Origin of the sequence: Paractinoplanes ovalisporus (assembly GCF_016834655.1) — a bacterium.
In the GTDB taxonomy this organism is placed as follows: Bacteria; Actinomycetota; Actinomycetes; order Mycobacteriales; family Micromonosporaceae; genus Actinoplanes; species Actinoplanes ovalisporus.
On sequence record NZ_JAENHP010000004.1, the window covers coordinates 233,067 to 253,234 of the forward strand.

Genomic DNA, 20,168 nt, shown 5'->3' on the forward strand with positions numbered 1-20,168 from the left:
CATGTTCGTCGTTGACTCGCCCATCGGTCCGCTCGGCGTGTCCGTGTCGGGTGACACGGTGGTCGGGGTGCACTTCGGCTCGCGTCCCGGAGCGTCGGCCGCGCATCCGGCCGCTCAGCAGCTCGAGGCCTATTTCGCGGGCGAGCTGACCGACTTCACCGTGCCGTTCGAGATGCGCGGCGGCACCGAGTTCGAGCGCGCGGTGTGGGGCGAGATCGCCAAGATTCCGTACGGGGAAATGATCACGTACGGCGCGATCGCGACCGCACTGGGTGATCCGGGGGCTGCGCGGGCTGTGGGGACGGCCTGCAACCACAACCCGATCCCGGTGATCGTGCCCTGTCACCGGGTGGTCGGGGCCGGGGGCAAGATGGTCGGTTTCGGCGGCGGGCTCGACCGCAAGCGCAAGCTGTTGGAGCTCGAGGCACGGATCGCCTTGGCACGCGCCTGGGGTTGACCTATGCCTATAGTCACGCGTACAAACGTTCCATGACAACGCAAGATGTGCGGCCTGAAGTCGCTCAGAGGATGCAGGAACATTCCGACAACCGACGGGCGCGCGACGCTCCGCCGATCAACCAGGTCATCGCCGCGTTCCTGGCCGGCGCGCAAGAGAGTCAGAGCAAGCGGCTCGCACGCCAGGTGATCGACGAGCATCGCGAGTTCTTCGACCTGAACGGCGATCGATGAACGGCTCGACCTGGCCCGACGCCGAAGACCTGTTGCACTTGCTCGCCGAGTGGACCGGACACGACGACGGCGTCAGGGATGCCGGGATTCTCGTCGCGGTGGCGAGCCGCCCTAACGCTGAGATGTTGGGCACTGTCGTCTACACCACCGTCGTGGAGCAGTCGGCCGCGCTTCTGCACAGTGCCGTGGCTTGGCGCCCGCTTCAATTGTGGAACAGCGGGCTCGGCTGGGGAGCGACGTACGGTTTGCTGGCCCGCAACGGTTTCGATCTTGCGATCACACCTTGGGAGCAAATGATGATCACGGACGAGATCGAGCGGGGTGAGCTCGACTCCGTCGGCAGTCTCGCCGACAGGCTGACGCCGTTCCTCCGCCTTCGATACTGACGAACTTCGACACTATGAGCAAAGGCCGACCCGGAGGACCGGGCCGGCCTTCAATGCGTTTTGCGGGGGGTCAGCGCTCGATGTCGCCGCGGATGAACGCCTCGACGCTCTCCTTGGCGTCGTGGTCGTTGTACTGCACCGGCGGGGACTTCATGAAGTAGGACGAGGCCGAGAGGATCGGGCCGCCGACGCCGCGGTCCTTGGCGATCTTCGCGGCGCGGACGGCGTCGATGATCACGCCGGCCGAGTTCGGGGAGTCCCACACCTCGAGCTTGAGCTCGGCGTTCAGCGGGGTGTCACCGAACGAGCGGCCCTCGAGCCGGATGTAGGCCCACTTGCGGTCGTCGAGCCACGGCACGTGGTCGGACGGGCCGATGTGCACGTCGCTCTTGACCATCTCGTGCGGGATCTGGGAGGTCACCGACTGGGTCTTCGAGATCTTCTTCGAGACCAGGCGGTTGCGCTCCAGCATGTTCATGAAGTCCATGTTGCCGCCGAAGTTGAGCTGGTAGGTGCGCAGCAGCTCGACCCCGCGGTCTTCGAACAGCTTGGCCAGCGCGCGGTGCACGATGGTGGCACCGACCTGGCTCTTGATGTCGTCGCCGACGATCGGCAGACCGGCGTCGGTGAACTTCTGCGCCCACACCGGGTCGGAGGCGATGAAGACGGGCAGCGCGTTGACGAAGGCGCAGCCGGCGTCGATCGCGGCCTGGGCGTAGAACTTGTCGGCCTGCTCGGAACCCACCGGGAGGTAGGAGACGACGACGTCGACCTCGGCGTCACGCAGAGCCTGCACGACGTCGACGGCCTCGGCCGAGGACTCCTCGATGATCTCGCGGTAGTAGGTGCCCAGACCGTCGAAGGTCGGTCCACGCTGGACCGTGACGCCGGTCGGCGGCACGTCGGTCAGCTTGATGGTGTTGTTCTCGCTGGCGACAATCGCCTCCGCGAGGTCCATGCCGACCTTCTTGGCGTCCACATCGAACGCCGCGACGAACTTCACGTCGGATACGTGGTAGTCGCCGAAGGTCACGTGCATGAGACCCGGGACGCGGTCGTTGGGGTCGGCGTTCTTGTAGTACTCCACGCCCTGCACGAGGGACGAGGCGCAGTTACCCACACCGACGATGGCGACGCGGACGGAGCCCATCGCGTTTGCCTCCTTGTTCATCACGGCCGGTCCTTGTGCGGACGCGGGGGTTCAGGGGATGCATCCTCAGCGGCGCGCTCTTGTGGCGGCTCGGCGACTGGGATGTCGATCTCCCCGGCTGATCCTGCCGGGGCTCGGCCGGAGCGCTCGTTGGTGATGAGCTCCTCCAGCCAGCGGACCTCGCGCTCGGCGGCGTCGAGTCCGTGGCGTTGCAGTTCGAGGGTGTAAGCGTCAAGACGGCCGGCGGCCCGCGAAAGCACGTCGCGCAGACCCTCCCGCCGCTCCTCGACGCGACGGCGGCGGCCCTCCAGGATCCGCAGCCGGGTGGCGCGGTCGGTGCGCGAGAAGAACGCGAAGTGCACACCGAAACCCGCGTCGTCGTACGTCTCGGGACCGGCCTGGGCGAGGAGGTCGGCGAACCGCTCCTTGCCGTCGGCAGTGATCTTGTAGACAACGCGGCCCCGTTTGCTGGTCATCGGGGGGATCATCGTCGGATCGGACGCGGATTCGGTGATCCAGCCGGCCGTCTGAAGGCGCTTGAGCGTCGGGTAGAGGGTGCCGTAGCTGATCGCGGCGCGGATCGTGCCCAGCTTGGTGGCGAGTTCCTTGCGGAGCTCGTACCCGTGCATCGGGGTCTCCTGAAGGAGGCCGAGAATCGCCAGCTCCAACATCGGCCCACCCCCTTGCTCTGTCCCGATGTATCGGCCCGATACATCGCAACCGTAGATCGGTTGCCGGAAGTGTGCAAGGTGTTCATGATTGAGCTACACGCGCGCCACGCTGCGTGATGGCTGTCGCTCCTCGCCGCGCGACCGCGTACTCTTTCCGCCATGCGCACGCAGCGGCAGGTGGTCGACTACTCGCTACAGAAGCGGGCTGTGCTGCGTGACGTGCACAACGGCAAGATCGGGACGCTCGAGGTCTGTGATGCCTCGCCATACCTCAAAAGTGCTGCTCGATTCCATGGCGAGCCCACCGACGAGCGCTGTCCGATCTGCCGGCGAGACAACCTCACCCTCGTGCACTACATCTACGGCGACGAGCTCAAGCAGACCGCCGGACAGGCACGCAAGCTCGCCGAGCTGCCCGTCCTCGCGATGACGCTGCGTGAGTTCCAGGTTTTCGTCGTGGAGGTGTGCCCCTCCTGCGCGTGGAATCACCTGACCCAGCAGTACCTGCTCGGCCGGGACGCGCTCACCGCCGACGAACTCGATCGGGTCGAGGCGGTCGCCGCCTCGTCCACCGCGGGCCGCCACCGCGAAATTGGGTCATCGTCACACAGTTGGGACAGCCGCCGATGACGCGGATCGATCTCGCTACCGTGGAGTTGACCCCGACCGGCTCGCGCATCCAGCGTCCTAGCCGGTCATTTCCGACATCAGTCAGGGCGGCTGCCGGCATGCAGCCCGAATCGTCCGCTTGTGGCGTCGCCGGGAAGGGCCTCTCCAGGGCTCCTCTCGCGTGCGCTCACGCGACCGAGGTGTAGACCGCATGAACCCGTACGGCGAACCGCAGTCTTCGCGTGCCCGGGCCCGTGTGCCCGGGTCCGCCGGCTCAACGCCTGACGACGACCAGCCTCGTTCCTACTCAGCTTCGGCGCGCCCCTCGGGTTCCGCGCGCCCGGCGCCCGACGCGTACCGCCGTGGGGCTGGTGGTCGTGCGTCCGTGGGCAACAACACCTCCGGCCGCGCTTCCGTGGGCAGCGCGTCGGTCGGCAGCGCGTCCGTCGGCAGCGCCTCGGTCGGTTCGGCTCGAGTCGGCGGTTCGGCCCGGGTCGGTGCCGCCGCCGCTCCCCCGCCCGGGCGTGCGGCGGTCGCTCGTGCCGCCGTACGGCCGGGAACTGGGTTTGGTCCTCCGAACGCCCCCGATGACGAGGGCAGCTTCGGTGGGGAACGCCCGGGCCGGGGTGGCAAGGACAAGTCGAAGGCGGCCAAGCGTCGCCGCCGCACGAACATCCTGACCGCCGCCGCGGCCGTGGTCGTCATCATGCTCGGCGCGGGTGTGGTCGGCGGCACGTACTTCTTCGACGACGTCGACCTGCCGCCGCCGGTCAGCGAGGACCAGTCGAACGTGATCCTCGACGCCAAGGGCACGACCCTGGCCAAGCTCGGCGACCAGAACCGCACGGTGGTGCCCGAGGCCCGCATCAACAAGGTGGTCGAGCACGCCGTCGCCGCGGCCGAGGACAAGAACTTCTACAAGCACCACGGCATCGACATGAAGGGCATCGTCCGCGCCGCGTGGAACAACTTCACCGGCGGCGCCACCCAGGGCGCCTCGACGATCACCCAGCAGTACGCACGGCACGCGGCCGAGCTGAAGGACATCAGCATCAACCGCAAGCTGCGCGAGGCCGTGATCGCCCGCAAGCTCGAGTCGAAGTACGACAAAGACCAGATCATGGGGATGTACCTGAACTACATCTACCTGGGTCAGGGGCGCTACGGCATCGAGGCGGCGGCGCAGGGCTACTTCGGCAAGTCGGTGACGACGCCGGCTGGGCAGAAGAACGCGATCACGCCGTACGAGGCGGCGGTGCTGGCCGGGATCATCAAGCAGCCCGAGCCGAGCGCGAGCCACGACGGTTACGACCCCACCGTGAATCCCACCGCCGCCAAGGAACGGTGGGAATACACGATGGCGAACATGTACGAGATGGGTTGGATCTCCAAGGACGTCTACGACAAGCGGAAGTATCCGACCAACCTCAAGGTGGTCAAGGCCTCCTCCGTCAAGAGCACGGACAACAAGCCGGTCGGCATGATCATGCGGCACGTCAAGGCCGAGCTGGCCGACATGGGCATCAGCGCGGAGGAGTTCAAGAAGGGTGGCCTGACGGTCACCACGACGATCGACCCCGACGTGCAGAAGGCGGCCGAGGAAGCCGGTTCGCGCAAGAGCGAGAGCTCGCCGATGAACGACAAGCCGGCGACCTACCAGGCCGCGGTGATCGGCATCGACCCCAAGACCGGACGGGTGCTCGGCTACTACGGCGGTGATGACGCCAACGGCCTCGACTACGGCGGTTACATGTCGCCCGACGGCACGGAGATCGTCGGCGGCCAGTCCCCCGGCTCGACGTTCAAGATCTACACCCTGGCCGCGGCGTTGAAGGAGGACATCTCCTTCAAGACGACCTGGGACGGCACGAAGCTGCGCCCGAACGGCACCAAGATCAGTAACGCCGGCGCCGACCCGGGAACGGTCTGTAAGGGCAAGATCAAGTATTGCGACCTGGAGACGGCGACGATCAAGTCGTACAACTTCCCGTTCTACTGGATCGCCGACGGCATCGGCCGCGACAAGGTCATCGCGGCCGCCCGCGACGCCGGTGTCGGCCACATGTTCACCGACTCGGGCAAGCTGGTCGACCTGAACAAGACCGACAAGTCGACGTGGGAGAAGACCGGCTACTTCGACAACGAGGTCGCCTTCGGCCAGTACCGCGTGGTCCCGCTCGAGCACGCCGAGGGTGTCGCCACGATCGTCGGCAACGGCGTGCACCACGACGCGCACTTCGTGAAGTCGGTGACCCGAGTCGACCCCGAGACCGGCAAGAAGTCGATCGTCGGCAGCGAGAAGATCGAGGGTAACGAGGTCTTCAAGGCCGACCAGATGTCCAACCTCCAGTCGGTCATGAAGGAGATCGTCGAGGTCGACGACCGTGACCTGCGTGGCGGCCAGGAGGGCATCGCCAAGTCCGGCACCTGGGAGTTCAAGGAGGGCAGCGGTGACACCTGGTTCGTCGGTGGCATGCCGCAGCTGGCCGCGACGGTCTGGGTCGGCGGCGCCAAGAACAAGGTCGAGCTGAAGGAATCCAACGGCCGCGACATGTTCGGCGCCGGCACGCCGTCGAAGATCTGGAAGAAGTTCCTCGACGCCGTGATCAAGGCGAAGGACCTGAAGAACGAGGACTTCCCCGACCGCGTCGAGACCGGAAACCCCGACAGCCCGTTCGCCAACGGCCAGGAGCCGCCGCCGCCGGTGCAGAACAACGACGGCGACAACAACAACGGCGGGGACTGCGTGCTCGGCTTCATCGGCCCCGACTGCAACCAGAACAACAACGGTGGCAACGGCAACAACAACGGCGGCAACAACAACGGCGACGGCAACGGCAACGGCAACGATGACGGCAACGGCAACGGCGGAGACGACGGCGGCGGGAACGGGAACACACCCGAGACCCAGCCGACGTTCGAACAGCCGACGGTTGATCCGACATTCGAACCCGAGAACTAGCTTCCGGCTCCGCTGACCGGCGTACGTCCCTCGGGACGTACGCCGGTTTTCGTTGGTTCGCCGCAGGGCGTTCCGGATACCGGGTGCGAAGTACGGCATGATGCCATGTCATGAGCACGCAACCGTCCGAAGACATCGACCGCCCTGACAAGCCCAGCGCGCCGGCGACGTCGGACGGCTTCGTGCGTGGCATCTCGGAGGCGATCGGCGGGCCGCTCGGCTCACACGCCGTGCGCCCCGAGGCCAAGACGGGACGGTTCTGGTCGGCGTCGCGGATCATCATCGCGTTGACGTGCCTGACGCTCGCGTTCTCGTGGGTGCAGAAGTCGCCCTGCCAGAGCGGTGACTGGCAGCAGAACGTGCAGTACACCCGGTTCTGCTACACCGACGTGCTGGCGCTCTACTACGCCGAGCACCTCAACGAGGGCGCGGTTCCCTACAAGGACTGGCCCGTGGAATACCCGGTCGTGACCGGTTACTTCATGGGTGCCCTGGGGCTGCCGGTCCACGCGTACGGGCAGGACCACCCCGAGATCAACCAGGGCACGTGGTTCTACAACATCAACGCGATCATCCTGTCGATCCTGGCCGTCGCGACCGCGGCCATCCTGCTGGCGCTGCGACGACGACGGCCCTGGGATGTGGCGATCTTCGCGCTCTCGCCGATCATCTTCTTCACCGCGACCGTCAACTGGGACTTCCTGGCCATCGGGCTGGCCGCGATCGGGCTCTGGCTGTGGGCGAAGAAGCATCCGGCCTGGGCCGGTGTCTTCCTGGGGCTGGGCGGGGCGGCCAAGCTGTGGCCGCTGTTCATCCTCGGGCCGCTGCTCGTGCTCGCGATGCGGTCGAAGACCATGCGCTCGTGGACGGCCGCGATGGCGACCGCGGTGGTGGCGTGGGCGGTGGTGAACTTCCCGGTCTTCTACTGGTACCACGAGAGCTGGTTGAAGTTCTTCCAGCTCAACAGCGACCGGCCGATCGACTGGGGCACACTCTGGTACATCGGGCGCTACCTCGACGGCAAGTGGGCGTCCGGCGCCGAGGGTGATCAGGGCCCGTTCCAGTGGCTCAGCAACCACGTGCCGTCGCTCAACCTCCTCTCGTACGCGCTGTTCGGTCTGGCCTGTGTCGGGATCGGTCTGCTGGCATGGCTGGCGCCGCGCCGCCCGCGGGTCTCCCAGCTGGCGTTCCTCGTGGTGGCGGCGTTCCTGATCACCAGCAAGGTCTGGTCCCAGCAGTACGTGCTCTGGCTGCTCCCGCTGATCGTGCTGGCGCGGCCCCGCTGGGGCGCGATCCTCGCCTGGACCGTGGCCGAGTTCGGCTACTTCACCGCGTTCTACGCCGAGCTGATGGGCGCCGGCGGCAAACCGGTCATTCCCGAGGGCACGTTCGTGCTGGCCTCGAGCCTGCGGCTGATCACCGTGGCGGTGCTCTGCGGCCTGGTGGTCCGCGAGATCTGGAAGCCCGAGCTGGACGCGGTGCGGCAGTCCTATGACGACGATCCCGACGGCGGTCCGCTCAACCGGCCCGACGCCGCCTGGGTGGCCGGGCTACGACGGCGTTTCCGCCTCGACCGCTCCCCCGCCGCTGCTCCGGCCCCGCTCGACCCACCACCGAACGAGATCGTCGTGAAGGTCTAGCGCCTGGTCATCGCAGGTGGAAGACGACCGCGTCGTCAACGTCCTCGCGGCGGATGCCCAAGGCGTCGACCGGGATGTCGCCGACGCGTTCCCACGGGGTACCGGCCGACTGGGATCGCAGCAGCAGGACGCGGTCGATGTTGAGCGAGCGCAGGTATTCGATGCTGGCCGGGTCGGGGAAGTTCTGGACGTTGGTGCGCAGCTCGGCCTGGCGGGACGCCGCGAAACCGCCCGAGCCGTTGACCATCGGCTGGAAACGGGTGGTCGACCACAGCATCACGGTCTGGTCGGTCAGGGCGGCCGTGGGTAGCACCAGCATCGGGCCGCTGACCGTGCGCATCGCGACCGGCTGGGCCGGGACGACCGGGTGGGCGGTGGCGCTCCAGCCCTCGACCAGCACCAGCAGCAGCGGCATGAAGGTGGCCAGCCGCAGCCACGGGCCGGGCCACGGCGGGATGCGCTGCTCGGAGAGATGCTCGGCCCGGCGGACGAACTCGGCCACCGCGCCCGCCGCGAGGACGGCCAGCAACAGGGTGGCCCAGAGCATGAGCCGGCCCGGGATGCGCAGGCCCAGCGAGCCGGGCAGGTGGCCGAAGAGCGGCAGGTAGGTCCAGCGGCCCTCATAGAAGTTGGTACCCAGGGTCAGGACGATCGTGACGGCCAGGGCGGCCAGCAGGAGCAGTCGCTGGCGCAGCGTCCAGATCGAGAACGCCAGGCCGGCGAGCGCGAGTGCATAGAGGACGAACCCCGGCAGCAGACCCATCTCGGCCGGCCAGCCCAGCGACGAGCGCGGCACATCGTGCGGGGCGCCCCAGATGCGGGACTCCGCAGGGCCGATCAGCAGGCTGCGCAGCGGCGGGGAGAAGAAAGCGATCTCGGTGCCGGCCGGGCCGGAGTCGGGGACGCGGAAATAGGGAATCGCGATCAGGCCGCTGACCCCGGCCAGGATCAGCGGGCCGAGGGTGTCGGTGATCCAGAGGCGCCACCCGAGCACCGGGCGCTCGGCGGGGCGGCGCAGACGGCGGATCGGCACCCCGAAGATGATCACAACCAGGATCAGGCCGAGGACGAACAGGAACGGGACGCCGAGCGAGAAACCGAGGCTGACCTGCCAGATCGCGACCAGCCAACCGGCCGCGGCCCACTTGGCGCTGCGGCGTTCCGGGCGCAGGCCGCGGCGCAACGACCAGCCGTGGCCGCGGGCCAGCATCGCCAGGGCGAGCGGGATGCCGCCGGCCGAGATGATGTCGAGGTGGCCCTCCTGGGCGAGGCGCCACGGGGCGTACGCGAAAGCGACGGCGGCGACGGCGGCTCCCGTACGGCCGGCGCCGAGCTGGCGGACCAGGGCATAGCCGCCGATCGCGAGCAGGGCGTGGGCCAGCACATAGAGGATGTTGTAGCGCAGGGTGGCGGCCAGCGGGCCCTCACCGATCATGCCGGCCGGCGCGTAGCCGAGGAGACTGTTGCCGAACGCGAAGCTGTCGGTGAGCGGGAAGAACGCGTTGGACTGCCAGAGGCGGGTCGGGTCGGTCAGCAGGGTGTGCCCGGCCCAGGCGATCTGCCAGGCCTGGCGGGACGGGTCCCACACGTCCTGCGGCAGGGTGTGCAGCGGGTAGCGCAGGGTCGGCCAGGTGAGGGCGGCGGCCAGCAGCAGGCTGGCGTAGACGACCAGGGCGTACTCGTGGATCAGCGAACGCAGCAGCCGGCGGGTGCCGCGCCGGATGCGGCCGGGTGGGCGTTCGGCGGTGGTCGCGAACGCCTTCCACGGGTCGGGTGGGGTGCCGGGTGGGCGTTCGGTCGGCAGCGGCTCGGCCGGCTTCTTCGCCGCTTTTTCCGTCGCCGGCTCCGGCTTCGTTGCGGTCGTCGCTCTCGCCGGCTCCGGCTTTGTCGCGGTCGTGGCTGTCGCCGGCTCCGGCTTTGTCGCGGTCGTGGCTGTCGCCGGCTCCGGCTTTGTCGCGGCCGTCGCTGTCGCCGTCCCGGGCTTTGTCGCGGCCGTCGCTGTCGCCGGCTGCGCCTGCTGCTTCGCCGTTTGCCTCGGCTCCGCCTTCGCCCCGCGCTTCCACCAGCGCTTCGTCTTCTGTGGAGCGTCGTCGACCTTGGGCAGGTCGACCTTGGTCGCCGTCATGCTCGTGGTGCCGCTGCCGGCTGGGGTCGCGCCGGCCTTGGCCGTGCCTCCCTGCGGCGGAGCGCCGACCTTGTTCTCCTGCGGCTGGGTGGCGCCCCTCTCCTGCGGCGGTGTGGCAGCCTTCTTCTCCTGCTCCTCCTGCTTCTCCTGCTTCTCCTGCGGCGGGGTGGCGACCTTCTTCTCCAGTGGCGGGGTCGCGGCGTTGCTCTCCTGCGGCGGTGGGCCGGCCTGGGCCGGGACGGTGCGCGCGCCGGGCTTGCTGTCAGCCGGGGCGGGCGGGCGGATCGGCTGCTCGGCGGTCATGTGCCTCTCCCCGTGCGGCGCGTCAACGACCCGTACGCTCCCGCAGAAGCGCGATGTCGGCGGTCTGTCCCTCGGTGCCGCCCGGCGTCTCGACGACGGCCGGCGCACCAGCGGCCCGGATCGCGGCCACGATCAGGTCGGGGTCGATCTTGCCATTGCCGAGGTTGTCGTGCCTGTCCTGCCCGGAGTCGAAACCGCCCTTGGAGTCGTTGGCGTGGATCAGGTCGATGCGTCCGGTGATCGCCTTGACGCGATCGACGATGCCGACCAGGTCTTCCCCACCCGCGTACGCATGGCAGGTGTCCAGGCAGAAGCCGGCGCCGAACGACCCGACCGCCTCCCACAGCCGCGCCAGGTCGTCGAAGCGGCGCGCGCACGCGTTGTCGCCGCCGGCCGTGTTCTCGATCAGGATCGGCAGCGGCAGCCCGCCGTCTTTCTCGGCGTATTCGAAGGCCTTGCGCCAGTTGTCGAAGCCGGCCGCCAGATCCTCGCCCTTGCCGACGTGGCCGCCGTGCACGATCAGCCCCTTGGCCCCCAGCTCGGCCGCGGCCTTGGCGTGCGCCACCAGCAGTTTGCGGCTGGGGATGCGGATGCGGTTGTTGGGCGAGGCGACGTTCACGATGTAGGGCGCGTGGATGTAGACGTCCACCTCGGACGCTCGCAGCGCCTCGGCGTCCTCTCGCGGTTTGGGTGTTTTGTAACCCTGGGGGTCGGTGAGGAAGAACTGCACCGCCTCGGCGCCGCGGGCGGTGGCCTCCTCGAGCGGGGAGGCGGGATCGACATGGGCTCCGATGCGCATGGGACGAGACTACGACGACCGTCCGACACTTTCCTCCACGCGTCACCGCGCCTTGCCGGGTCTCGTTAGCTCCATTGATCACGTTTGACCGATATCGGCCATCGGCCGGTGCGAAGTGGGAGATGGTGCATGTCGCGGCAGGTCCGGAATCGGGTTACGGCGATCGTGCTGGGCGGTCTGATCTTCGGTGCGCCGATGCTGGCGAACGGGGTGGCCAGCGCGCAACCGGTGCCCGAGGGAACTCGCCAGGTGACGTTCACCGGCGGCGGGATGTTCGGCATATCGTGCGGTTCGGAGCCCAGCGTCGAGTCGATGACGGTGCCCGCACAGAGCACGGTCCGCGTGGTCAACCAGACCGGTTACGCCGCGAAGCTGCTGCTCGGCGGCGACGAGAAGGGTTCACTGGACGACAACGCCTCGGCCGACGTGATCTTCCGGCGGGGCACGACGGCCGTGATGGTCAAGCCGAGCTGCGCGATCGGCGACGACGCCTCGCCGATGATGGTGACCACGTCGCCGTCGGCCACGGCGCCGGCGCAGCCCGAGCCGGCGCCTACGGCCCCCGCCGACGACGTGTCGCCGATGTCGCTGGCTCCCGCCGGGTCGGGTGATTCCTCGGGAACGCCGTCCGGTTCGAACGCCGCGCCCGCCGAGCGTCCGTCCCGGGCCCGGCCCGCCGACACCGCTCCGGACGTGCGCAAGCAGCCCAGCCTGCGATCCAGCGGCGTCGCGGCCCAGGCGGCCCGGACCGCGGCCCAGGCCATGCCGCACGGTGGCGCCGCTCCTCAGGCCAAGACCAAGACCGCTTCCCGTACGGCGGGTAGCGCCGCTCCCGCGTTCGCCGGGATGCCGCCCGGGGACGAGAAGACGCTTCTCCCCGGCGTACCGCGCCTGGATCTGGAGCCCGTGACGATCGGCGCCGAGCCGGCCGCACCCGCCCCGCCGCCCACCCAGATCGCCGCCGCCGAGCCCGTGGCGACGCTCGAGCCGATGCCGGAGGGCAGCCCGCTGGGCCTCCTGGCGCTCACCGCCGCCGTCTGTGTGGTCGGAGTAACAGTTGCCGCTATTCGGGCAATCGTGTCGCAACGTGCAAATCGGGCACAGATCGCATAGGCTTCTGGCCACAAGCTCCGCGGGGCGGCCGCGTCCAACCTCATCGGTGTGGTCGTTCCTCCCCAGGTCCCACCCAGCGAATGCGGATCGGACGCCCCGCGGCTTCACCAGGAAGGACCTCGCCGGCAAGGCGGGGTCCTTCTTTTTGGCGGCACGACCGTCGCGGGTATGCTTGCTCGGTTCGCAGTGTGGCCGCCGTGGGTCCAAGCTCCCACGGCTTTCTCATGCGATCGACACAAGACCTCCTGCCACGGAGAGACCGTGGCCGTTCAGCCCACAGGAGGTGAGAACGTCTTGCGTCATTACGAACTCATGGTGATCCTCGACCCTTCGCTCGAGGAGCGCCTCGTCGGCCCGTCGCTCGATCAGTACCTGAACGTCATCAGGACCGCGGGTGGCTCGGTGGAGAAGCTCGACGTCTGGGGCCGTCGCCGGCTCTCGTTCGAGATCAACAAGAAGGCCGAAGGCATCTACGCGGTCGTCGACCTGCAGGCGACGCCCGAGGCCGTGGCTGAGCTGGACCGTCAGCTCCGGCTCAACGAGTCCATCCTGCGTACCAAGGTCATCCGGCCCGAGACCCGCTGAGCCTCGTTTTTGTCAGGGGGTTCTGACAACCTCCTACGAACGAGCGAAGCGGCGAGGAGAAGATCATGGCAGGAGAAACCGTTATCACGGTCGTCGGTAACCTCACCGACGATCCCGAGCTGCGCTTCACCCCTTCGGGTGCGGCGGTTGCCAAGTTCCGCATCGCGTCCACGCCGCGCACCATGGACCGGCAGTCGGGCGAGTGGAAAGACGGCGAGCCACTGTTCCTTGCGTGCAACATCTGGCGTGACGCCGCCGAGCACGTCGCCGAGTCGCTGCAACGCGGCTCTCGGGTGATCGTGCAGGGCCGGCTGCGCCAGCGGTCTTACGAGACCCGCGAGGGAGAGAAGCGCACCGTCTACGAGCTCGAGGTCGACGAGATCGGCCCGTCGCTGCGGTACGCCACGGCGAAGGTGCAGCGCATGAACCGCTCCGGCGGTGGCGGAGGTGGCGGTTTCGGCGCCTCCGGTGGTGGCGGTGGAAACCGTCAGCAGTCCAGCAGCGGTGGCGGCGGAGGAAACAACAACTTCGACGACCCGTGGGCGACGGCGGCTCCGGCCTCCAGCGGCGGCCGCTCCGGCGGCAGCGGCGGCGGAAACTCCTCGTTCGACGACGAGCCTCCCTTCTAGCCCGCTGAGGGCTAACCGAGTTCAGGAGTAAGAGCAATGGCTAAGGCTGCGGCGCTTCGCAAGCCGAAGAAGAAGGTGAACCCGCTCGACAAGGACGGGATCACCTACATCGACTACAAGGACACCGCCCTGCTGCGGAAGTTCATCTCCGACCGGGGCAAGATCCGTGCCCGCCGGGTCACCGGGGTGACCTCGCAGCAGCAGCGGCAGATCGCCCGCGCGGTCAAGAACGCCCGCGAGATGGCGCTCCTGCCGTACACGGCGACGGCGCGCTGAGGAGGATCACCAATATGAAGATCATCCTCACCCAGGAGGTGTCGGGTCTCGGCACCCCCGGCGACATCGTCGAGGTCAAGAACGGCTACGGCCGCAACTACCTGCTTCCGCAGGGCTTCGCGATCCAGTGGACCAAGGGCGCCGAGAAGCAGGTCGCGGTCATCAAGCGGGCGCGTGACGCCCGTGAGATCCGTGACCTGGGCCAGGCCAACGAGGTCAAGGGCCAGCTGTCCGGCCTCAAGGTGACGCTGACCGCCCGCTCCGGCAACGGTGGCCGGCTGTTCGGCTCGATCACCCCGGCCGAGATCGTCGACGCGGTCAAGGCCGCCGGCGGTCCGTCGCTCGACCGGCGCCGCCTCGAGCTGCCCGGCCACATCAAGACCACGGGCGCTTACAACGTCCAGGTCAAGCTCCACCCCGAGGTGACCGCGACGTTCCCGGTGAACGTCGTCGCCGCCAAGTAACACCGCCTTCGCGCACGGACGGCGCGCCGGGATCTTACGGTCCCGGCGCGCCGTTCTGTTTTGTCGCCTCGGCCGCCCTTCGCGGGTCGCGTTTCTTGTTCGTCGCCTGCGCCGCTTTATCGCCTGGCCGCTTGGTCGCCGCGCCGCTTCGCCCGCGTCCGCGTCACCCCGCGTCACCTGCATCATCCGCGTCACCTGCGTCATCCGCGTCACCTGCGTCATCCGCGTCACCTGCGTCGTCCGCGTCATCCGCGTCGCCCGCGTCGCCGTTCTGTTGTCGCCTCGGCCGGGCTCCGCGTGTTTGGTGATCCCGGGTGTGCCGGCGGGCGACGGGCGGGATGGACCAGGCCCTACTCTGTCGCCGTGGGGTGGAGATTCAGGGTCGTCAACGTCTGGGTCATGCTCGCGTTCGCGTCGCTGCTGGCGCCGGTCGGAGCGGCGATCGGAACTCCCGAGGACGAGGCGTCCGGAACGGGTGGAACGGCGCCGACCGGGTGGCGATCTGAGGGTAGAGCGTCCCAAGAGGACGTACGGGCGCTCTTCGCGGTGATGATGGCGGCCGACGCCTCGAGCATCCGGCTCGGGCAGACGGGCGAAGGCTACGGGTTCGGCCGCGGGACCGAGTCGGCCTCGCTGTTCTTCATCGCGCCGACCAGGTCGAACTACGGATTCGAAGCCGCATATCCCGGTCCCCGCGACGACCTCGCGAACGTCGCGTCCCGGCTCGAAGCGGCGGGGTGGCGGGTCGGGGAAAGCTCGGACCACCGGGTGACCGCGGCGCGCGACGGCTGGCGGTTGAGCGCGGACATGCCCGCCGACCCGTCCCGGACGGCCCTTGTGCGGGTGGAGCAGGCGGTGAGCGGATGGGCGTTGGCCCTCGCCGGCGTGTTCTGGCTGATCGGGGCGCTGCTGGGCGCGGGCGTCGCCCGGCTGGTGCGGGGCCGGCTAGGCCGATGGGGAACGTTCGGGTTCGCGCTGCTCAGCGTCAACATCGTCGTGGTGACCGCGCTCATCGCGGGTGACCTCATCGAATACTTCGGTACGGCGCCGTCGCTGATGTCGGAGCGCATGTGGGGACCCGGGCTGTTCACGGTGGTCGGCGTGCTCATCGTCGCGATCTGGCTGACCGCCACCCTGATCCGCGGACGCGGGCGGCGGGTGACGTCAGCTGAGGCTGTGGCCGGGGGCCGGGTGAAGTCAGTTGAGGCTGTCGTCGAGGGCGAGTGAGGTCGACTGAGGCTGTGGTCGCGGGCCCGGCGAGGTCAGCTGAGGATGGGGGCCGGGCCGGGCAAGGTCCGCTGAGGCTGTGGTCGCGGGCCCGGCGAGGTCAGCTGAGGTTTGGGGCGGGACGGGCATGGTCAGCCGAGGCTGCGGCCGACGGCCGGGCGGGGTCAGCTGAGGCTGTTGCCGGTGATGGCCGAGGTCAGGACGGTGGCCAAGCCGCCGCCGACCACGGCCGCGGCCAGGCCGACGCTGATCGCCTTCCAGGAGTGGCTGACGAAACGCAGACCGATCGCCACGACGACGCTCAGCACCAGTGAGATCAGGAACTGGGGGGCGGCCTTGGCGAGCGTCGACAGGGCGTGGCCTTGCGCGCCGGCGCCGACCACGAGCATGTAGGCGACGAACAGAACGACCGGGACGCCGTACCAGATGACGGTGTAACCGACCGCGGCGAGTGGGCCGCCGGACTCCTGTTCGCCCTCCTCGTCGTCCGGATCGAGCACGTCGCTCTTCCGGCCCGTCGGATAGCCGTTGGTGACCGGGCGACGCTCATAGGCCCCCGACGGGCCGTTCCAGCTCGCGCCACCACGCTGCGGCATCGCCGACACGTCGCGCGCGACCGGCGAGATCAGCGACGTCGACGTGGTGGATAAGTTTGATTGTCCCGAGACCGCGGCTGAGCCGCCGGCCCGAAAGGGCATGTAGTCCGAGGTGCCGAATCGTCGGGACTCGCCCTCGGCCAGATCACTCTTGTCGGCCAGGTCGCGTCGCCAGTCGCCGCCACCGCCCTCGCGATAGACGGCGCTGCCACGGGCGCGTTCCCGGCGTTCCTCGAGCGCCCACGTGGCGGTGTCGGTGAGTTGCCCGTCGTCCGGTTCGTCGAGCGACCACGGTGCGGCTTCACTCCGGGCCGGTCCGCCGAGCTGCCAGGCCTCGGGGCTCAGCGGCTCGTCACCGGCACCGCGGCGGCGGCCGGAACGGGGTGACTCACCGTACGGGTCGGCGCTGACCGGAGGCACGGACGCGGCGCCGGAATATCCATTTCGCGGCGCGCTGACCGGGGCAGAGGCCGAGTAGCCGATCGGTCCGCCCGGAACGCCGCTGGCTGGAACACCGCTGGCCGGGGCGGCGGGATAGACCGTGGTGGCGTCATCGCCATAGCCGGGAGCGCTGCGCGGGGCACTCGGAAGGGCAGGGCGACCACCGTACGGCGTGGAGGTCGCGCTGCCGTAAGCCGTGCCGCTGCGTGGGGCGTTGCCGGGTTCGTCCTGGTAGCCGCGCCCGGCGGACGAGCCATAGCCGCGCCCGGTCGGCTCGTCGTAGCCGCGCCCGGTCGGCTCGTCGTATCCACGGCCCGTCGGCTCGTCGTAGCCGCGCCCGGTCGCTTCGTCGTATCCACGACCGGTCGGGGCCGCGTTGCCGCGGCCGGTGGGCGTCGAACCGTAGCTGCCGCCGCGGGGTGGGTCGTAGCGGTCGTCGTCACGGCCGGGTGCGGCGCCATAGCCGCGGGGCTCGTCGTCCTGGTAGCTGCGGGGCGGCTCGTTGTCCTGGTAGCCGCGGCTGAGAGCGAGTTCGCGGCCGGGTGCTGAGCTGGTCGGTGCGGCGCCGTAGCTGCGGGGGTCGTCGTCTCGTCCGCGGCCGGGCATGGAGCTGGTCGGCGCGACGCCGAAGCCACGCGGATCGTCGTCGCGTCCCCGGCCCGGCATGGAGCTCGTGGGCGTGACGCCGTAACCGCGGGGGTCGTCGTCGCGTCCCCGGCCCGGCATGGAGCTCGTGGGCGTGACGCCGTAACCGCGGGGGCCGTCGTCGCGGCCTCGGCCGGGCATCGAGCTGGTCGGCGCGGCGCTGTATCCGCGGGGGGCGTCATAGCGGTCGTCGTCACGGCCGGGCGCGGTGCCATAGCCGCGGGGAGGCTCATCCTGATAGCCGCGCCCGGGGGCCGAACTGGTCGGCGCCGCACCGTAGCCGGCCGCTCCACCGTCACGGCCGTAACCGTCTGCGGACCCGGCGCCGTAGCCGTCGTCGCGGGCGGGGCTGGTCGGCGTGGAGCCGTAACCGGCCAAGGGGGCGGCCGGACCAGCGCCGTAGCCGTTGCGGCCACCGGGAACGGAACTCGTGGGCCCTGGCCCATAGCCGTTGGCCGCGCCGGATCCGTACTCGTTGCCGGCTGGGCCGTAGCCGTTGGCCGCACCAGACCCGTACCCGTTGGCCGCGCTCGACCCGTATCCGTTGTCGCTGCTCGGGACGCTGCCCGCCGGGCCGTAGCCGTTGTCACGGCCGGTCGAGCCGGGGCTGTAACCGGCGGGCGTGGTGCCGTAGTCGGTCTCGGAATAAGGCGTGGCGCTGCGCGGCGTGGGGCCGGGAGGCAGCGGCGGCGGAGGCGTGTTGCGCCAGCCACCGGTCGTCGGCTCGGGACGGGCCTCGGGCTGGCGTGCCTCAGGCTGACGTGCCTCGGGCTCGGACGGGGCGGGCGCCGCCGGGAGCGCGCGCGGGCCCTCGCCCATCGCCTCGCGGCGGGCGGCTTCGCGGCGCCAGGCCAGGATGCGCGGGTCGTCCTCGGAGCGGCTCCACTGGCCGGTGTCGGGGTCGCGGACCCAGCTGCTCGTGTCGGGTTCGGCCTCCCACGAACCGGTCTGCTCGCGCCAGTCGTTGCCGCCGCCGTTGTATTTGGCCCGGCCGGTCGGCGCGCCACCCGCCGGACCACTGCGCGGGGCCGAAGCCGGCGCGCTGCCGGGCGCGGCCGGCATGGCGCTGCGAGGAGCCGCGGGCATGGCGCTGCGAGGAGCCGCGGGCATGGCGCTGCGAGGAGCCGCGGGCATGGCGCTGCGCTGGGCCGAGGGGGGTGCGCTGCGGGGGTCGGCCGGCATGGCGCTGCGCTGGGCCGACGGGGGTGCGCTGCGGGGGTCGGCCGGCATCGCGCTGCGCTGAGCCGACGGGGGTGCGCTGCGCTGGGCGGGTGGCGGCGCCGGCATCGGGACGGCGCTGAACGTGGCCGTCTCGTCCGGCTCGGAACGGCGCCGGGGCGCGCGGGGCTCGGCGGGCGCGGCGGCGGCGCCACGCGTCGGATAACCGGGCTCCTCGTCGGCATAGCGGCGACCGCGCTGGCGACGGCCACCGGCGGCCGGGCCCTCCTCGGGCGTGAAGCTCGGGCGCGTCGGTTCCTCGTACGCGTTCGGGAGTGCGCGTCCGGTGGAGGTGTCGTCGCGGCGGGGCGGTCGGGGAGGCGGCCCGTACGGCGTCGCGGGTGGAATCTGGTAGCCCTGACTATCCCCGTACGACGTGGAAGGGCTCTGTGTGTGGCTTTCGTCACGCCGGTTGACGTTGCGGGAGCCGAAGCCCGTGCCGGTGCCCCAGGTGGACGGGGCCGAGGGCGGTGCGGGCGTGTCGCCGTACAGCTGAATGCTGCCGGTGTCGGTGTGGCGCGCCCAGTTGTCAGTGTTCTCCCAGTTGTCCGAATCGGACCGTGAGCTGGACCACCCCGTACCGCCGGAAGGAGCGGAACCCGGCTCGGGAGCGCGACGTCGCCCCACCTGGGGTGACTCGTCGCTCGCGCCGCGTCGCCAGGCTGCCCGGTCGTCTTCGCGCACCAGGTGACGGCCGTCGTCGTCGGGACGCAGCCAGCTGGCGCCGGAGTCGGTGGACGAGCGCTGGTCGGTGAGGTCGGTCCAGGTCGCGGAGCCCTCGATGGCGTCGCGCTGCCACGAGGGCCGGGAGTTCCACGACGGCTGCTGGGGCGTGGGCTCGACCAGCTGTTGCCAGGAGGGGGAGCTTTCCGCGGGCGTACGGGGGGAGGGCTGTTGCCACGACTGCTGCTGCGCGGACTGCTGCCAGCTCGGCGTGGTCGTCTCACCGCGGCTACTCGTCGTGCTGGTGTCGCTCGACGGGTCGGCGAACTCCTGCCAGGACGGGCGGGTGTCGGTGCCCGAGTCGTCGGACCAGGCCGTGCTCGAGAGCGCCGGCTGCGACGCGGGTGTCTCGGCGGAGGGCGGGTAGGAGTCGTTGCCGCCGGTCTGCCAGGCCTCGGTGGTCGAACGCCAGCCGTGGGAGCCGGTGGTCGAACGCCACTCGGTGGTCTGCCGCCACCGGGCGCCGGTCGCGCGCCACTCGGCCGTCTCCGTACGCCAGCTCACACCGTCGGGCGGGAACGTGGGGCGGCCGTTGGTCGAGGCGACGTCGGACCAGCGGTTCGCCGGCTCGACGGACTGGTGCTGATCGGGCGTCTCGGCTTGCTGCGCCCACGCGTCGGCGCGCCGCTGCCAGTCGAGCGCCTCGGCGCTGGGCTGCAGGCTGCCGGTGTCGGTGAGGGACGACCATTTAGGTTCAGGATCGCCTAAATCGGGCGAATCTGAGCTGCGGGAGGATCGCGACTCGGCCGCTCGTCGCTCACGCGACATGCGGGCTCCGTAGTCCCACTCCCGTTGGTCCACCTGAAAAGCGTGCCTTTTGAGAGTCGGAACCGCAACGCCTCCGCGCGACGGCTTGCTCACGCCGGGCACCTTTTCGCACTTGTGCAGGTATTTTTCCCCTCCACAGGTGGGGACG

Annotated in this window: 17 protein-coding genes; 12 read left to right on the forward strand and 5 right to left on the reverse strand. The window is 69.8% G+C overall.

Annotation, left to right across the window (positions count from 1 at the left end):
- Position 1: 1 nt before the first annotated feature.
- From JIG36_RS15200 to JIG36_RS15210, 3 genes are read left to right on the forward strand one after another with little or no spacing between them, the layout of a single operon-like run.
- Positions 2-457, forward strand: a complete 456-nt coding sequence (locus JIG36_RS15200; protein WP_203376934.1) for a methylated-DNA--[protein]-cysteine S-methyltransferase — start codon at positions 2-4, stop codon at positions 455-457.
- Positions 458-489: 32 nt separating this feature from the next.
- On the forward strand, positions 490-690 hold the full coding sequence (locus tag JIG36_RS15205; protein WP_236047081.1) for a hypothetical protein: 201 nt from the start codon (positions 490-492) through the stop codon (positions 688-690).
- On the forward strand, positions 687-1,076 hold the full coding sequence (locus JIG36_RS15210) for a hypothetical protein (RefSeq protein ID WP_203376936.1): 390 nt from the start codon (positions 687-689) through the stop codon (positions 1,074-1,076). The genes JIG36_RS15205 and JIG36_RS15210 overlap by 4 nt, the downstream gene beginning before the upstream one ends.
- 70 nt (positions 1,077-1,146) lie before the next feature.
- On the opposite strand, the gene JIG36_RS15215 is transcribed toward JIG36_RS15210, so the two are convergent.
- Together JIG36_RS15215 and JIG36_RS15220 are read right to left on the reverse strand one after the other, a co-directional pair.
- Positions 1,147-2,226 carry an inositol-3-phosphate synthase gene (locus tag JIG36_RS15215; RefSeq protein ID WP_133876851.1) on the reverse strand — a complete coding sequence of 360 codons (1,080 nt, stop codon included), beginning with the start codon at positions 2,224-2,226 and terminating at the stop codon, positions 1,147-1,149.
- A 20-nt stretch (positions 2,227-2,246) separates the two neighbouring features.
- Complete coding sequence (locus JIG36_RS15220) at positions 2,247-2,897, reverse strand: PadR family transcriptional regulator (RefSeq protein ID WP_203376937.1); 651 nt, start codon at positions 2,895-2,897, stop codon at positions 2,247-2,249.
- 159 nt (positions 2,898-3,056) lie between these two features.
- Here JIG36_RS15220 and JIG36_RS15225 point away from each other — a divergent pair, with 159 nt between their 5' ends.
- From JIG36_RS15225 to JIG36_RS15235, 3 genes are all read left to right on the forward strand, one after another.
- Positions 3,057-3,527: a DUF5318 domain-containing protein gene (locus JIG36_RS15225; RefSeq protein WP_203376938.1), complete on the forward strand. Its 471-nt coding sequence runs from the start codon at positions 3,057-3,059 to the stop codon at positions 3,525-3,527.
- Positions 3,528-3,891: 364 nt separating this feature from the next.
- A complete protein-coding gene (locus tag JIG36_RS15230; protein ID WP_307872726.1) occupies positions 3,892-6,468 on the forward strand; it encodes a transglycosylase domain-containing protein in 2,577 nt (858 codons plus the stop codon).
- A 110-nt stretch (positions 6,469-6,578) separates the two neighbouring features.
- Positions 6,579-8,108, forward strand: a complete 1,530-nt coding sequence (locus JIG36_RS15235) for a glycosyltransferase family 87 protein (protein ID WP_203376940.1) — start codon at positions 6,579-6,581, stop codon at positions 8,106-8,108.
- Positions 8,109-8,115: 7 nt separating this feature from the next.
- Here JIG36_RS15235 and JIG36_RS15240 read toward each other — a convergent pair whose 3' ends face one another.
- Together JIG36_RS15240 and JIG36_RS15245 are read right to left on the reverse strand one after the other, a co-directional pair.
- Positions 8,116-10,536, reverse strand: a complete 2,421-nt coding sequence (locus JIG36_RS15240) for a hypothetical protein (protein ID WP_236047083.1) — start codon at positions 10,534-10,536, stop codon at positions 8,116-8,118.
- Between the two features lie 22 nt (positions 10,537-10,558).
- Complete coding sequence (locus JIG36_RS15245) at positions 10,559-11,335, reverse strand: deoxyribonuclease IV (protein ID WP_203376941.1); 777 nt, start codon at positions 11,333-11,335, stop codon at positions 10,559-10,561.
- A 129-nt stretch (positions 11,336-11,464) separates the two neighbouring features.
- Between JIG36_RS15245 and JIG36_RS15250 the strand changes: the two genes are divergently transcribed.
- The 6 genes from JIG36_RS15250 (at position 11,465) to JIG36_RS15275 (ending at position 15,629) form a co-directional block, all read left to right on the forward strand.
- Complete coding sequence (locus JIG36_RS15250; RefSeq protein ID WP_203376942.1) at positions 11,465-12,448, forward strand: hypothetical protein; 984 nt, start codon at positions 11,465-11,467, stop codon at positions 12,446-12,448.
- 294 nt (positions 12,449-12,742) lie between these two features.
- Complete coding sequence (gene rpsF / locus JIG36_RS15255) at positions 12,743-13,033, forward strand: 30S ribosomal protein S6 (protein ID WP_133873827.1); 291 nt, start codon at positions 12,743-12,745, stop codon at positions 13,031-13,033.
- Between the two features lie 65 nt (positions 13,034-13,098).
- A complete protein-coding gene (locus JIG36_RS15260) occupies positions 13,099-13,662 on the forward strand; it encodes a single-stranded DNA-binding protein (protein WP_203376943.1) in 564 nt (187 codons plus the stop codon).
- 36 nt (positions 13,663-13,698) lie between these two features.
- The gene (rpsR, locus tag JIG36_RS15265; RefSeq protein WP_007073789.1) at positions 13,699-13,938 is read left to right on the forward strand and encodes a 30S ribosomal protein S18; all 240 of its coding nucleotides are present in this window, start codon (positions 13,699-13,701) and stop codon (positions 13,936-13,938) included.
- Positions 13,939-13,952: 14 nt separating this feature from the next.
- Positions 13,953-14,402 carry a 50S ribosomal protein L9 gene (gene rplI / locus JIG36_RS15270; RefSeq protein ID WP_203376944.1) on the forward strand — a complete coding sequence of 150 codons (450 nt, stop codon included), beginning with the start codon at positions 13,953-13,955 and terminating at the stop codon, positions 14,400-14,402.
- 363 nt (positions 14,403-14,765) lie between these two features.
- A complete protein-coding gene (locus tag JIG36_RS15275) occupies positions 14,766-15,629 on the forward strand; it encodes a hypothetical protein (RefSeq protein WP_203376945.1) in 864 nt (287 codons plus the stop codon).
- A 164-nt stretch (positions 15,630-15,793) separates the two neighbouring features.
- On the opposite strand, the gene JIG36_RS15280 is transcribed toward JIG36_RS15275, so the two are convergent.
- The gene (locus JIG36_RS15280; protein WP_203376946.1) at positions 15,794-20,053 is read right to left on the reverse strand and encodes a hypothetical protein; all 4,260 of its coding nucleotides are present in this window, start codon (positions 20,051-20,053) and stop codon (positions 15,794-15,796) included.
- Positions 20,054-20,168 lie beyond the last annotated feature (115 nt).

What these genes read in the sequence shown, in the direction of transcription:
- JIG36_RS15240 (WP_236047083.1), bottom strand. Translation starts at nt 10,536, where the DNA reads ATGACCGCCGAGCAGCCGATCCGCCCGCCCGCCCCGGCTGACAGCAAG.
- JIG36_RS15215 (WP_133876851.1), bottom strand. Translation starts at nt 2,226, where the DNA reads ATGGGCTCCGTCCGCGTCGCCATCGTCGGTGTGGGTAACTGCGCCTCG.
- JIG36_RS15260 (WP_203376943.1), top strand. Translation starts at nt 13,099, where the DNA reads ATGGCAGGAGAAACCGTTATCACGGTCGTCGGTAACCTCACCGACGAT.
- JIG36_RS15250 (WP_203376942.1), top strand. Translation starts at nt 11,465, where the DNA reads ATGTCGCGGCAGGTCCGGAATCGGGTTACGGCGATCGTGCTGGGCGGT.
- rpsR (WP_007073789.1), top strand. Translation starts at nt 13,699, where the DNA reads ATGGCTAAGGCTGCGGCGCTTCGCAAGCCGAAGAAGAAGGTGAACCCG.
- JIG36_RS15235 (WP_203376940.1), top strand. Translation starts at nt 6,579, where the DNA reads ATGAGCACGCAACCGTCCGAAGACATCGACCGCCCTGACAAGCCCAGC.
- JIG36_RS15200 (WP_203376934.1), top strand. Translation starts at nt 2, where the DNA reads ATGTTCGTCGTTGACTCGCCCATCGGTCCGCTCGGCGTGTCCGTGTCG.
- rplI (WP_203376944.1), top strand. Translation starts at nt 13,953, where the DNA reads ATGAAGATCATCCTCACCCAGGAGGTGTCGGGTCTCGGCACCCCCGGC.
- JIG36_RS15210 (WP_203376936.1), top strand. Translation starts at nt 687, where the DNA reads ATGAACGGCTCGACCTGGCCCGACGCCGAAGACCTGTTGCACTTGCTC.
- JIG36_RS15245 (WP_203376941.1), bottom strand. Translation starts at nt 11,335, where the DNA reads ATGCGCATCGGAGCCCATGTCGATCCCGCCTCCCCGCTCGAGGAGGCC.
- JIG36_RS15225 (WP_203376938.1), top strand. Translation starts at nt 3,057, where the DNA reads ATGCGCACGCAGCGGCAGGTGGTCGACTACTCGCTACAGAAGCGGGCT.
- JIG36_RS15205 (WP_236047081.1), top strand. Translation starts at nt 490, where the DNA reads ATGACAACGCAAGATGTGCGGCCTGAAGTCGCTCAGAGGATGCAGGAA.
- JIG36_RS15220 (WP_203376937.1), bottom strand. Translation starts at nt 2,897, where the DNA reads ATGTTGGAGCTGGCGATTCTCGGCCTCCTTCAGGAGACCCCGATGCAC.